At 54.3% G+C, this 14,240-nt stretch carries 8 protein-coding genes; 4 read left to right on the forward strand and 4 right to left on the reverse strand.

Annotated elements, in window-relative coordinates; genetic code table 11:
* The coding region (locus tag G8O24_RS26335) for a S1 family serine peptidase (protein ID WP_210324910.1) at nt 1-767 on the forward strand (767 nt) is incomplete at its 5' end.
* A gap of 162 nt (nt 768-929) precedes the next feature.
* Here the strand turns inward: G8O24_RS26335 and G8O24_RS26340 are convergent.
* Nucleotides 930-3,740, reverse strand: coding sequence for an SEC-C metal-binding domain-containing protein (locus G8O24_RS26340; protein WP_188104475.1), 2,811 nt, complete (start codon nt 3,738-3,740; stop codon nt 930-932).
* Nucleotides 3,741-3,995: 255 nt separating this feature from the next.
* Here G8O24_RS26340 and G8O24_RS26345 point away from each other — a divergent pair, with 255 nt between their 5' ends.
* The 3 genes from G8O24_RS26345 to G8O24_RS26355 all read left to right on the forward strand — a co-directional run bounded on the left by G8O24_RS26345 (nt 3,996) and on the right by G8O24_RS26355 (nt 11,187).
* Entirely contained in the window at nt 3,996-5,288 is a 1,293-nt protein-coding gene (locus G8O24_RS26345; protein WP_188104477.1) for a carbon-nitrogen hydrolase family protein, read from the forward strand.
* Nucleotides 5,289-5,390: 102 nt separating this feature from the next.
* Nucleotides 5,391-7,037, forward strand: coding sequence for a winged helix DNA-binding protein (locus tag G8O24_RS26350; RefSeq protein ID WP_188104479.1), 1,647 nt, complete (start codon nt 5,391-5,393; stop codon nt 7,035-7,037).
* Nucleotides 7,038-7,248: 211 nt separating this feature from the next.
* Complete coding sequence (locus tag G8O24_RS26355; RefSeq protein ID WP_188104481.1) at nt 7,249-11,187, forward strand: PIN domain-containing protein; 3,939 nt, start codon at nt 7,249-7,251, stop codon at nt 11,185-11,187.
* Between the two features lie 28 nt (nt 11,188-11,215).
* Here G8O24_RS26355 and G8O24_RS26360 read toward each other — a convergent pair whose 3' ends face one another.
* From G8O24_RS26360 to G8O24_RS26370, 3 genes are all read right to left on the reverse strand, one after another.
* On the reverse strand, nt 11,216-12,070 hold the full coding sequence (locus G8O24_RS26360) for a nucleotidyl transferase AbiEii/AbiGii toxin family protein (protein WP_188104483.1): 855 nt from the start codon (nt 12,068-12,070) through the stop codon (nt 11,216-11,218).
* Nucleotides 12,067-12,894 carry a type IV toxin-antitoxin system AbiEi family antitoxin domain-containing protein gene (locus G8O24_RS26365; protein WP_306666321.1) on the reverse strand — a complete coding sequence of 276 codons (828 nt, stop codon included), beginning with the start codon at nt 12,892-12,894 and terminating at the stop codon, nt 12,067-12,069. The genes G8O24_RS26360 and G8O24_RS26365 overlap by 4 nt, the downstream gene beginning before the upstream one ends.
* 269 nt (nt 12,895-13,163) lie before the next feature.
* Nucleotides 13,164-14,240: a HigA family addiction module antitoxin gene (locus tag G8O24_RS26370; protein WP_188104486.1), complete on the reverse strand. Its 1,077-nt coding sequence runs from the start codon at nt 14,238-14,240 to the stop codon at nt 13,164-13,166.

The raw sequence follows: 14,240 nt of genomic DNA on the forward strand, positions 1-14,240 counted from the left end.
CAGCTTCGGACTCCTCGCCCGATAGTTCCATCCGTCAGTCTCCTCCTGGCTGCCTCAACAGCCAAGAATCGCAGAGCACAAACCGAGCGGAAACCCATCAATCAAATGGGAGAAAAGCCTCGCTTACGCGCATCCGTCAATCAGGCGGTCTTCGTCGTATGCGTACAGATGACGTAGATCCTGAGCTCGTACAGCTCGAGGGCGAGCTTGTGCCCACCGAAAGCGGATCTCCCGTGCTCGACGAGACGGGAGCCGTTGTGGCCATTGTCGTTATGAGGGAAGTTACAGGAGGAATTTCAAAGAAGGCGTTGGCTCTTCCGATCCAAAAATTTACCGAATGGATAAAGGGTGATCAAGGAGGGCCCGTGACGGAGGCCGCTCGCTCCGATCTAGCAAAACTTGTTGGACAGGCAACTGGGCTCTGCATCTTCCTTGGTAAGCGGTCCGCATTGGCGAGGAAGCAATTGAGATATCCGGATGCCCCATTTGGCCGGGACATCCTTTCGCAAGTTCAGCAACGAGCAGCCGGGGAAACCGAACGAACTTTCACGCTTTTCGATAAGCCATTGCGTATTTCTCCCCAAGCAGCAGCCATAAATGTTCGATCTCGATGCCCAGAAATCGAAGATGGCAAGGCATACTATGGCTCCGTGGTTTCTCAGCTTACGCCAAAAACGCAAGTTAAAGTCGGCACTATTCAAGCAATGCGCTACCTCGGTGACGTCTTTTACTGGGCGAGAGTTACTGATGTCATCTCAAGCGAATAACGCTCTGTCCCTGCATACGAATTGATCAGCTTGCGAAACGATGTCACAATTGCGAGTCGCGCGTTCTGAGCCAAATAGGGAGCGGAAGCGCGCCAAGTCTGGCAAACCGCTCAGGACGCCGGTGCATCTTGCGTCGTTTGAGGACGATTGCATGGCGTAACTCTACACTTGGCGTCCGTGGCATTTTTTGTATTTTTTGCCGGACCCGCAGAAGCACTTAGCATTAACCGGATATTTTGCAGTCGGACGAGGAAATTGCCACTGCGGAGGCGGCGCCTTCAATTTGAGACCGGCGATTATTTCACGCTGGGCTTGCAGCTCATTGCGGCCTTGCGGCGAGAGGCCCTGCTCGTAGGGAATAAGACGAGCCATCTCCGTGTCAGCGGCAGCGAACTTCCCGGCATAAGCAAGCGCAACTGCGTAGTGGCTCCGAACCGGAATGACATGCCCCATCAAGTTCTTGCTGCGGATGGCCGGGAGCAAATTGCGCTCAAACACGTCCAGGGCGCCATCGTAGTCAAACCGGCTTAGAAATTCGTCAGCAAGATCTTGTCCAACGCGAACGAAGGAATCTAGCGCGTTCGCCATGGAGTAGAACTTCATGGCGTGAATGCGAGAAAGGCCAGAGAACGTTCCCATCCGATTGAGAGCCATAGCATGAAGATCAAGCGTATCCGCTAAATGCTTGAGATCGTCCGCCTGGCTTTCCCGGTCCTTTAGCAGCGGCATTAGTTTGTCCGGATTGTTTCCGATTACCATCTCCGGAGTAATTCCGAGCAGATCAAAATACTCAGGAATCAGAGCGCTAGTGATGTTTGAACAGCCCGAGTAGTCCTTTAGAGAAAAGAAGGCGCGAGCGAAATTGTATTTGGCGATACGCAGGTAATCTGGCTCATCCGGGACGGTGTTGATGACATGTTCCATCGCCTCGTGAGCTCGTCTTGAATCGCCGTTTCTCGCATAGTTGTTGACCCGCTTCATGGCGAGCGACAGCCGTTCTCGCGATCCCAAGTTGTTACCTTCTATCAATTCCTCCATCAATGAGAGCCGCTGATCGAGAAGCGCGAGGTCTCCCTTCTTGAAATCTGCGAAAGCCAACCCGTCCAGCGCCCAGAAGCGGTCGACGGCTTTCGTCTCGGCGGATCCAGCGAGGTTTTCTAGATAGGCGGCAATCTCTGTCATATAGCCGAGCTCATGAAACAACTCGTCCGTCGCCATGTCGATCAGCGGCTCTGTGTCTCCGAGAGCTGCGAACATACGGAGCATCAGTGAAACACGCTGCATTGAGTTCTTTTTAGGCAGCTGATCGACGAGCAGATTCTTGATGGCTAGTTGAGCTCCACGAAGCTCCTCGGGTCCAAGGTCATCCAAGTAGGAGCGCCCAAGCAGTCTCATCGCGTCGTGTACTTTGAAGTTGTCAACGCCAAAAACTTGCGCGGCACCAGCGGCCTGCAATTTTCGCAAGAGCGTTGCCGTACTGCGTTCGCTGAAGCTATAGGCGTCGCTCAAGACTGTTACAGCCTCGGATCGACTCAGAGGCACATCGAATAGGCTCAGAGCGCCGATCGCACGACGATCGCTATCTCCAAATTGCTCAAAGACACGCGACAAGATCAGCTCTTGCGCAGTTTCCACGACATGCGTCCGCCCCTCCAGCTCGTCACAAAACCGAGCGACATCTCCGTCATAATGATTTGCGGAAATTTGAAGCGCGTTCTGGACGTACAACGGCAGGCCCGCAGTCAGCACCTGCAATCTTTGGTATGCGGAGTAGTCCCCTCTGCATCCAAGAAACGATCCTTCGGAGGCGATGGTTTCATTCGTCCACCCGCCCAGACTTTCGGGAACGATATTGAGAGTCGCCTGCAATGCTCCCACTGCGGGCCCAGGTTGCGCGAGCAAGACAAAATGAAGGTGGGGCGCCAGCTCGATTAAGGAACGAACATCTTCATGGGAGACCCGATGAACATTGTCGATCACGACAGTTGCGCGCAGATCACTGTCGCTCAGATTCTTGCTGATAGCGAATAGTATCTGCGGGCTGGTTGCGCCCGGAAACAGTATTTCTCCAAGCTTTCCGCCAGACTTAGAGAACAGGCGCGCTGCAAGCTCCCGCGCCACGGTCGAGACAAGAGCCGTGCTGGGGACTTCAGTTGCATTGAAATACGCCAAGACATCTGTGGCATGAAGTGCGGTCTGAGAAACCCACGAAGTCTTCCCTGCGCCGGAAAATCCGGTGATTAGCCGGACGCGAGCGGGGGAAATCAGCGGCGGTTCATTGTCCTGCGGACGATAGCGTAATGGGGGAGCAGGAAAATCCTGCAGTTGAATGACCAGTTGCTCAAAAACGCCCGGCAGCTCTGCCGTCTCGAAGCTATGATCGGCGTGCGGCGCGAGACCCGCCGCAGCGTGCATGATTCTCCCAGCAAGCTTCCAAACAAGCGTCTCCGGGGCCAGCATCGCGAATGGCAGCGATTGAGCGAGATCACAGCAGGCTGCGAACATGGAATTGACGTCGGCTTGTGGAGCCGGAAGCCCGCTGTCAACCGCTGGGGGACCGCCAGGCCAAATGACTGCGACATCCGTTGGCCACGCTGGCTCAGCAAATCGCCTTTTTAACTGAGGACCGGGCGAGACGTTTGCAACAATTGCGAAGAAAGGACGCCCCTTTCGGCGCCCGGCTTCGTGCTCTTTCCGTATCGCAGCGAAACGGTCCACCGCATCGTCAATATCGCTGAACACCAGTGAGGCTTGTCGGGTCTTTATCTGGAGATAGACTTGTCGATCAGCGGTTAGCAGTTCGACATCCTCGTCATGCTCCACTACGACTTTAGTTGCACCGACTCTTGCTGCACCGAACAAACAAGCAGCGGTGTAGAGATGCTGGTAGAGGAAGCCGCGATGGACTGCCTCAATTCGTACGACCTGACGGCTATCGAGGGCTGCGACAATACTGTTGGCGGCAATCGGCATGGACAATCTCTGTCTGGAGTAGACGATGATCGGTCACGATTCGGGCCGACCGTCAAATTGCGTGCAATATAAAGATCAGTGTTTGCTCGCGCCGCGGTCGCTCTGGCAGGAGAAGTTTCGTAGCGCGATAGCAAAGGCGTTGAATCCTTGACCTCAGCTTGAAACTCCTCTTGACGCGAATCCTTGCACGACGTTTTGTCCATGAATACCATGGTCGGGTTGCCGGCGTGACCCGACACAACTTATCGTGTTTAGATGTCAAATATCAAATTGCTAGAAGCACAGTGGCTAGCGGACGTAAAACAGGCCATCGCTTTTGCTGAACTGTCGTTCGGAGAAGATGTCGTCTCGACGAGAAACGCCCTTTACGCGTTATGGCTAACCGTCGACCAATCTCCAGGATCGATCCGCGACCTGTTCCGACAATTCAAGGAAGAGGACTTGGCAAAAGCGGGCGGGGACATCACCGCTAAGGAGCTCTTCACCAATCTACCGCTGGCTGTTGGATCAGTCGCCGAGCGAACTAAGCTCCTCTATGCTCTTGCGGTCAGAATAAGGGCGCTAGAAGCAGCTCTTCACGAAATCTCCGGCGACGAGCCGGTGCGCCACGAGAACCAATGTCTAGCTAGGTACGGGGAAGCGGAAGCATTTATCCTCCTAAGGAACCCGCGGCACCGCACCGCCGCGACGAAGCAATCTTTCCGTAGGCGAGGGCTTGTCTCGTCCAGGGTCTTTCCGCGCGAGATTAAGGGTTACCGCGTCAAGCTCTTGTTGCCCGACGATCCGCGCGGGCGGAAACGTGCTGCGGCGCGGAAAGAGCTCTCGTTCGGGGCGGGTCTCTTTGCAGACATGACGTTTGACGTCGGTCACGATGCCGATGGCTTCTTCATAAGGGACGTGAGTATCCCAGACCAAATTGCCACCATTCGAGGGCACATTGCTGTCGCATCAAGCTCGGATTGCCACGGCATTGTCTATCCGGAGCTGACGATAACGAGCAGTACGCTGCTTGAGATCTGCAACGGTATCGGAACGGGTGAATGGGTTTGCGATCTGAGCTTGCTGGTGGCCGGTTCTCGCCATGCCGAGGTAGGCCAGCAGCGGTTCAACATCTGCTCGATTCTCAACGGATACGGAGAGGAGATCGCTCAGCACCGGAAGCTCTTGCAGTACAGTGACGGAAAAGAGGTCGAGTCAATCCAGCTTGGCGACGAGCTTCAGATCCTGGTGCTGCCGGATGCGATCTTCGCATTCGGCATCTGCCTGGATTTTTGCAACACCAGCGAAGATCCGCCCTACGCCGATCTCGATGTGGACTATGTGCTGGTCCCCTCATGCGGGAACGAGCGAACAATGTCAGGCCACGTCAGAAGGTCTGCGGAATACATGGACAAGCAGAAGACGCGAACCCTCGTTGTGCAGCAATTCTATTCGGAGGGCGCCACGGGTGACCTGCCCTTAGGCTATGTCCTAGCGAGGTGCGACGACGTGACAATTCAGGTCAAAGACCTGGAGAAGCGAAATCCATGGGAGATTTACAATATTTGAAGATACTTTACATCTGGACGTCCGGAACGAGTACCCATATTAAAGCGTCTTCAAGTATCAACCATTATATTACGCTACCCCTCGATAAATCGAGTAATAACAATGGCTTATGCAACAGGAGCGACCGAGCTGGACCGGCTACTGGACGGGATTTCAACCGCCCAAGCCAATCCTGACGAAATTTTCCCGCGGTTACGAGATACCGTCGCAGCCCTATCCAGGGCCTCCGAAGACACTGCATCCACGGACGAAGCTGTTTACTCGGCATTCCGGAACGCGGTCTGGACGTTCGTCGCGAGTGGAGACAAAGGGCCCCATCTTGATCGTTGGGCGGACCTCATCCTGCGCGTGCGGCAGCTTTTGCGGGTGCGCAAATCGACAATAGCCGAGAGGCTGACGACGCTTGCGGATTTCTTGGAAAAATCTGGCAACGCGGCCGACGAGTTTGAAAAGATCAAGCTCGGAAAGCACCATCGATCGGTTCTCAACCTGCTGCAGAAGCGTAAGGGGGAGAGCTCGCGCGCCGAACTTTTGAAAGAGATCGGTCTGAGAGACTCCAATTTCTCTCACGTCCTTTCGAAGCTCGCCGCGGCGAGGTTAATTGATCGGATTCCCATCGGTCGTGAAGCAACGATTCGTATTACAGACGAGGGTCGGAAAGTTCTTTCTGATCACGGAAAGCCACCCATACCGGCCCTGGACGAGACGCCACCGTTTGTTTGGACCGAGCCAGATTGTGCCTTGGCAATCGTCAGTTCGATGGACGGCCTCGTGAAATGCAACGCTGCGTTCGCATCGATAGTGGAGGCCACCGTCGATCAGCTGCAGAAGATGCCGGTGACGGCCCTGCGCGAAATTCTCGCGGCCAAAATTCAGAACTCTGATTTTGAGCTCAATGAGATCACAAGTATCGACGGGTGCACGCGACGGCTGATTGAGAAGGAAGACGGCAATCACACCTATTGGCTTGCTTTCGACGTCACAGCTTACAAGCGTAAGATTGACGAGTTGAAGAAGAGAGAGCGTGCGCTATCTAGCGAACTATCGGATCTTAGAGCCAAGACTGCTGCCTTAAAAACTTCCGCTCGGTCTCCTCAGTATTCTGGATCTTCTGCTTCCTATGGTCTTGGTCTTGCCTGCATGATGCAGGAGATGACACCTGACGTCATGACGCCGGTCAGATCGATCGCGGCAATTGCTCACATGCTAAGTGCAAGCACTAGTCTGAAGGGGTCAGATAAAGACTATCTTTCCGCGATCATCACTAACTCGAACCATCTTAAGAATGTTCTGGGTGGAATGATTGCGGTCGCAGACGCGGATATGCATGTACAAGTAGCAGCTCCTTTTTATCCTAACTCGGTCGCCAAAGAAATTGCCAACAACTTTACTGTCTCTTCGAGAAAGAACGGATACACGATATTCGTCGATCCAAGTGAAGACCACCTGGTTTTAGCTGACGGGTATGCCTTTAAGGCCGCTCTTCAGACAACCGTTGCCGAAGTGATCAACGCCGTTCCTTCAGGCGCAAGCGTCGGAATTCGGACGACGACCGATGCCGATGGGGTTGCGGTTCTGCTTGAAACAAAGCACATGGGTATGGCCAATTTGCACGCGTGGCCAAATGCGTTCGCGCGTTGCAATGCTTACGTTAGCCAATTCGGAGCTCGTGTTGATTTCGGGGGCTACGACAATGGCGTTGCGCGAACGACGCTTCATTGGCCGCTAGAGCACATTAAAGCCAAATAGAGAGGCGCTGTGCTTGATCGCTGAAGCACCAAATCTATTGACTGCTGCTAGTGCAATAAAGGCCAGACTCCCGGCGAGAACATTGTTAGCTACTGCGTAAAACGGTTTCGGCCTGTTTGCGGGTTTGTGGCGAGTTCATGCTCGCCGCAAATTGGTTTATCGAACGAAACATGAATCAAAGCCGCGATGCGGCTTATGAAGCCTGAATGCGATGACTGACACACGGCAAGGCAATCCCGCGCAACCAGATCTCAATGACGGGCAGGCACTTTACCCTGGCCCAGACTTTAGTATCCGAGCAGCACAGCAAATCCCAATTCCAAAGGATTGGCAGGCGCTTCAGCGCGGCTGCGTGATTTTATTTCAGTCCGAGCTACGAGATCCTCACGCGCAGGAATACGGCCGAAACGGTCAAAAGCAGCTTGGGATCGATGTTCTCGGCCGCCGCGATGGAAATCCCGATCACTACGTTGGCATTCAGTGTCGCTGCTATTCAAAGCCTCTCAAAAAGAAGAAACTTCTCGCGGACTGTCGAGCTACACTCGAAATCGAGGCTGGCCTCAAGGAGATCATATTCGCAACCACTTGCCCTAGCGATACCAAGGCAACGGACGCTGCTGTCGAGGTTGAACGCGAGTTGCGGGCGGAGGGATATGATCTCAAAGTCGCGCTTTATTCTTGGTCAGACCTTGAGCTGAAGATTGCTCAACATCCGAAAGCCTATGCATTCTTTTTTCCCAGCGCGGTCGCGACATCGGCAGTTCAGTCAGCAACTAAGCTCCATCCCGACGCCGTTTCGTCAATCATAGAGGGCCTCGCCGCTCGCCTTCAATTGCAAGATCGTCCAGCCTTGCCCGCCGACGTCAAGGCGCCTTCGAACAGCGTTGAAGATCCTGCGCTTCATGCCAAGATTGACGTTTTGCGTGATCTGTTTCGCGACAATAACCTGTTTTTGCCCGCTAAGCAGGGGCTCCTCGACATCCAAGCCAAAGAGGATCTCTCTGGCAAGCCGTGGGCGCGCTTTCGGATGGAGACTAATCTGGGATCAATCGCGCTTGGGCTGGGTCGACACGAAGAAGCGGCTACCCATTTTGAGAAAGCCTATGAAATTCGGCCTACCGATTGTAATGCGGTAGCCAACCTTGCGCTGGCCAGAACAATACAAGGTCGATACGACGAAGGAATGGTCCTGGCGAGGGCCGCTCTTGCCTCGACGCCTCGATCCGATCAGGCCATCTCTTATCTACTGCAGGCAGCTGCTCGATCGTCCTGGGACGGCGATCCTGAGAGTTTGATCCCTCCCGATCTCGTCGGCACTGTTCATGCGGACATGGGCCTTCTGGAATTTCTGCGAAAGCGGAATTCCCCTGGATGGGCCAGCAGGACGCGAGCGCTTGCCCGCAACCATTTGAACGAGCCGGAGTTCAAGCGAGTCGATGCGATCGCTGTGCTTGACTTAGCATTGGGACAGGAAGCTTTTGTCGGAAAACCAGGGGCCGTAACGCGTGAGGACATCGCTCTAGCCGCTACGAACATGCTGGAGATGGCAGAAAGTTGCCTGACGAACGCTTTTGCGGACCAGTACGACCTGCTCGCTTACGTTAATAACGCGGCTGTGCTGCTCAGACTGTCGGGCCGCCAAGCGGACTGCGAGTCTCTCCTCACTCGCGCGTTGCCCTTTTTGCCGGGCAACCCTCAGCTAAAGCGGCTTCTGGCCTTGTCCCAAGCGGCGCAAGACCGCTTCGAAGATGCCGAGACAACCTTACGTAACGATCCGGATCCAGAAAACCAATTGCTCGCCGCAGAGATGGTCGCTCGGCGAGACGCAAAAGAGGCGGTCAAACACGTCGAAAGCGTAGACGAGACTGGCTCTCCGGAGCTGGCAGAGCATAAATGGAGGATTCTGGGTGACTTGGCGCTCAAGGTTGGCGATTACGAGCGTGTAAACATCGCCATGGAGGGTTTGAGGAGCCTCCCCGAGGGGAGGTTGCTTGCAGAGCTGCTCCAGCTCCGTCGAGATGCACGGCTCGGTACAGACGAAGAAGAAAGGCACGACCGGCTGCGCAAATTGGCCGAAGCAGACTTTGCTCTGGCCAATAGTCTGTCGCGCTACCTACTTGCTGAGGAGATGCGCAATCAAGGGCTTCCCGCCGATGCGGCCAAACTTCTTGAGCCTTTTGCGGATCTAGGTTTCCTAAATCCGGCTACTCGTCTCTTTCTCGAGTGTCTCGTTGACGCTCGTCGCGACGAGGCATTTCGAAAAGCACTAGCAACTGCCGACCGGTCAGTCGCGCAAGATCCCGATATTCTTTGGCTATCGGCCACTCATTCTTGGAACATGGGTGATTTGGTCGAATGTAGACGCGCGATCGACATCTTGTTGGCCGAGCACCCGGACAATCCTCCCGCCAGGCTGCTTAGGATCGAGCTGTTGCTCCGATCCGACGACATCAATGGACTATTGCCCGAACTTGAGCGTCCAATCGAGCGCCTCAACTTCCGCACGTTGGGCGACAAATTCCGCGTTGCTTCTCTCCTCGGGCACTTCGGCCATATGGATCGCGCGGTGGCGTACGCCTATCGCCTCTTTCTAGAGAACAAGGAAAGGTCTCAGGCATGGCTTTGTTTTTCTGGTCTCATAACCAGAGAAGGGACGACGGCGGAAGCTGGCGAAAGGCCTTGGGATTGCAAGGTTGTTGGCAACAACGCAGCTGTAGACATTGAATACGAGGATCATGAACACCAGTTTCTCATAGTCGAGCCTGACAATCTCTTGCGGCGTCTCGACATCGATGCCTGGGAGCCGGAGCATCTTTTGATCCAAGCGATCACGGGGCTCGGCGTGGAGGACACGTTTACCGATCCGAGAAGCGGCAAATCTGGCACGATCCGTGCGATCAGGCATAAATATATAGCCAGATACCAGTTTGTGCTTTCAAAGCATGAGGTTCGATTTCCGAGCACGGGCGCGATCAGATCTGTCTCGGTTGATGTGTCCACGCCAGATGGCTTGGCTCCCCTTATTGAGGAGCTAAAAGCCAGACACGACTGGATAGAGCAGGAGCAAGAAATCTACCGCAATGCGCCAGTGCCGCTGGCTATTTTGGCCCACAAGGTCGGAAGCGACATAATTGACGCCGCCGAGGGGCTGGCTGCTCAGGAGCTGACCTTAAAGGTCGCACACGGCGCACAGGATGAGAGGCGTGCCGCCGTTAGATCGATTGCGTCTAACCGTGGATCTGGCTGCGTTCTCGATATTCTCGCGCTGTGGACATGTTGGCGCCTCGGCTCACTCGATGCGTTGAGGGAAACGTGCGGCGAGATCTATGTCGCGCGTAGAACTATGGATCAACTCCAAGCGCGGCGCGAGCGCATAAATCTTTCTTCAACGAGCGGCGTCAGGAGCGCCCAGTACAACGGTGGAAAGATCGCGGTCACAGAGGCGTCCCCTGACGTCGTTCAATCTTGGCTGAATGATATCGATGGGGCTATTAGTTGGGTTCGAACTAACGCAACCATATGCCCTCTGATTGTACCAGAGAACATCCCAGGAGCCCTGCGGGATAATCTTCGCGAAAGCCCCGTGGCAATCTTCGATAGCCTCATTCTCTCTATGCAGAAGCAGCTGCTGTTTGTATCGGACGATCTTCCCACCCGAGACTTCGGCAGGGTCTTCGGCTTTGATAGAAGTACGTGGCTGCAACCGGTTTTCATGGTTGCATGCGAGAAAAAGAAGATCGACTTCGATACTTATGTAAAATGGACCGCACACCTGATTGGTGCCGGGCACAGCTATCTCGGAATCTCGAGCGCCGCTCTCATCCGCGCCTCCACCATTGATGCAGAGGCCGGTGAATGTCCGGGCTATTATTCCAAGCAGGTCTCAAAGATGATAGGCGGTGCTGTGGCAGATCCCGCCTCTCACATCCGCGTTGTCATTGAGTTCTTGCGGCATATTTGGGATCGCCAATCGACACACTCTTATCGGGAAGCTGTGACTGGCCTCGTATTGGAACGACTTGTCCGGGAACGCACCTCAGATTTCGGGCTGATACTGCGGACTGTCATCACTTACGTATCCGACATTGCAGCCCTTATGGATTACTTCGGCGCCTGGTTGCGGGGGCACTTCATTGACCTGCGGGCCTAGGTGCGCTCAAAAAGCTCTACGTACGCCCCTAGGTGTCCAATCCGTGCTTCTTGAGCAGCTCCGGCGTTGTAGCCCAGGCCTTGCCAGGAATCTTGCTGATGAACCCGTCGAACACGCGCTTGAATGCCCGCTTGGCAGCAACGTCGTCAAAGCTCTCCTGTTCTTCCGCCGTCAATAGTGGGCGAACATCCGAGAGAAAGCCGCGATGATCGATCTTCTCGAACATCCGCTTCTCCGCTTCCCAACGCGGGATAGGCTTTTGCTTAGTGTACTCGACAAACATATCGACCGTTCGTTGCGCATTGAGATCAGGGAATACATCCAAGGCATGCGCAAGATCTACGAGATCGCGTCCCTTGTTGCGCTGGAGGAGTGCACGGAGCTTCGTTGACAAAATCTCCTCAGTTGAAAACGTTGGAATATTGGCAGCGCCAGAGAACCAAGGATTGTCCACCTTGAAAGGAAGCGATTTTGGAGGGTCGAGAGCTACGATCTCGACTTCGTTTACCTCAATCTTGAGACGGATATTCGCAGAGCCATCTTCCGCGGCAACAGTGTAGCGGAGCGCCGGAGCGGTCTTACTGCGAAAATATTCAGGCTCTCCAAGCCAAGGATCCAGCACGTCGTGGATGTGGTCCCATATAGGTTTCGAAGCCCCCTCTTTCGTGCGCGCGAGATCGATATCCTCGGAGTAGCGAAGGGGCTTAGGAAAGTGCAATTTGTTAAGGGCGGTACCTCCACGAAATCGCAATTCTTCGCACAAGAAGGGATCGCCGAAGAGTAGAACTAGCGCACGCGCAATAATGAGGTCCTGCTCTACCTGCCGGAGCTCCGCCCAAGGAGCCACTTTTGACCACGCGACGATGTTCTGGTTGGGAATCATTCATCGACCTCGGGTTCGCGTTGGACTAAAACCCGCCAACGCTCATTGCGCTCCGCCGGCGCAGCTGATGGGGTCGCCACACCATCGCGCCTCATTGGCTCTAAAGCCACCCATGGCACGAAATTAGTTTCGTGCAACTGGTCGTAGATCGCTTTTGCTCGTTCGTTATGGCCTAGTCGATCAAGCAAATAGCCGAGACGTTGTACACATGCCCGGTCAAAGTGCGGTGCTAGGTCGGCGAGCCTATGTCCGTCGACTTTGTTGCCTAGATCTCTCAGGATCGTTGCAACGGCATCCATCCCGCCAGCCACGTGGATGTAGCGAACTAAGTCTAGAGCGGTGAGCTCTGGAGACGATAGCTTCATTTTGCCGGTATCGGTTTTACGCTCGTCTATTCCGGCTAGAATAGGCTTCATGTCTTTGCGGAAGTGGAATGTGATCCAAGATCGTCCCGCTCGGATTCTTCGTATTTGCCGATCCGTTACGATCTGAAATTCCATAACGGCGTGATGGGTCGCACCGTGAAGCTCCGCGGCCTTCAGCAGGCCCACGTAATATGGTCTGCCTTCGTGCTGCATGAGCTGATCGATGTACCAAGCCGGCGGAGGAGCCTGCCAAGATAAGAACTGCGGCGGCACCACAACGTAGAAGCCTTGGCGTGGATTAAACAGCTTGTGACGCTTCTGCAGCCGTGCGGAGCTCTTTAAGAAAGCTCCCTCCGTAATTCCGAGAGCACCTACGGCTTCGTCCCGCGTGAACGTAATCCGCCCCTCCGCCTGAAGGTCATCAAGGTAGCTTACAAGGCTGGAACGCGCATCTAGCATCATATGCTAAAATAGGCTATTTTTGTCCATTCTACAATATGCGAACGTGACAATCCGCTCTGACATATGCAAATAGCGCCTAAATAGAGCTTTTTTCGCATACGAAGCGAACTACGGATACGGTAATACAACACCTCGAGAAGTAAGTAACTCCTCTGTTGAAAGATCTCGCTCCCTAGACAACGGGAAATGGCGCGATCTTCACGGAATCAGCAAAGTCTTCGCAATCCGCTCCTGGGCGCCAGCCCAACCATCTCAAATGGCCGGCGTCACTCCCCCCACTCGAACCGCTGCTTGAGATGGTTCAATTGCCTATAGGTGAGATGATCTCTCTTTTGTAACTGCCCTACGACAATGCCCGCAGCGATCCCTTGCACGCCCGCGAAATCCAAAACTGCCTCTTCAGAGAAGTCTCCGGCGCGAACGAACTTCGCTAACTCAGCCGCGGGGATCAAAAACTCGGCCGCCCATTTGTTGGCTTCGTCCTCGTCTGCTGTATCTGGCTTAACTACGAAAACCATCTTTCGGCTATGAAGAATGATGTGCGCTGCCTCATGGAAGAAGGTGAACCAGAAGTGGTCGTTGGCTTTGTGCCGCATCGTCTGCTGGATCAAAGCCTTTCGGGGGGAAAGCCAGCGAGAGATGCCGCTTAGCGACATTTTTCCGATTGGACGCGTTAATACAAAAGCTACGCCAGCACGCGCGCAAATACTCTCGATTTCAGGCAAGACCTCATCAACGCTCTTCGACGTCAAGGTTCTGATCTTGGAAAGCGATTTCAAGAATGTCGCGCGATCATAATCTTTGCACACTATCGCCTCTGCCTGGATCTCTCCAAGGCGAAGCCACGAATACAAAGACTTATTGTCAGTTTGGAAGGAGGGCGAATGACGAAAAGCAATGGAATAGGACGCGAACGATGCCTCACACGCATCTATTCCAGCTACCCCAAAGAACTTGAGCAATTTCCGTACTGTGTCGGCATTGTCCTTTGACTGTTCGATGATGCCTCTTTCTTGCATTTCTCGAAGAGGAAACTCCCTAGCCCAAGCGAAGCTGTCGGACAGCTTGCGATCTTCGGACTGACGCGCAAGATGAAGTCTGTACTCGGATTCCAAGTTGAGCCAAATCGCTGCACTTACGTCCGTCACTTTTTCGAACTGCAATGCGGTCTCTGGCTCAACCGGCGCTTTGCCTGAGAGTATTTCCACGATCAGCTTTGCTGATCGTCCGCATCGGCGAGCAAGTTCTCTCGCCGAGATTCCCATCGCCTCCAAGCTCTCTTCCAGAAAAGCACCTGGACGGACAGCATAGTCTGGCTCGAATATGTGCTGCTCTTGCGCCAT

The organism is Bradyrhizobium campsiandrae (genome assembly GCF_014529705.1).
GTDB lineage: Bacteria > Pseudomonadota > Alphaproteobacteria > Rhizobiales > Xanthobacteraceae > Bradyrhizobium > Bradyrhizobium campsiandrae.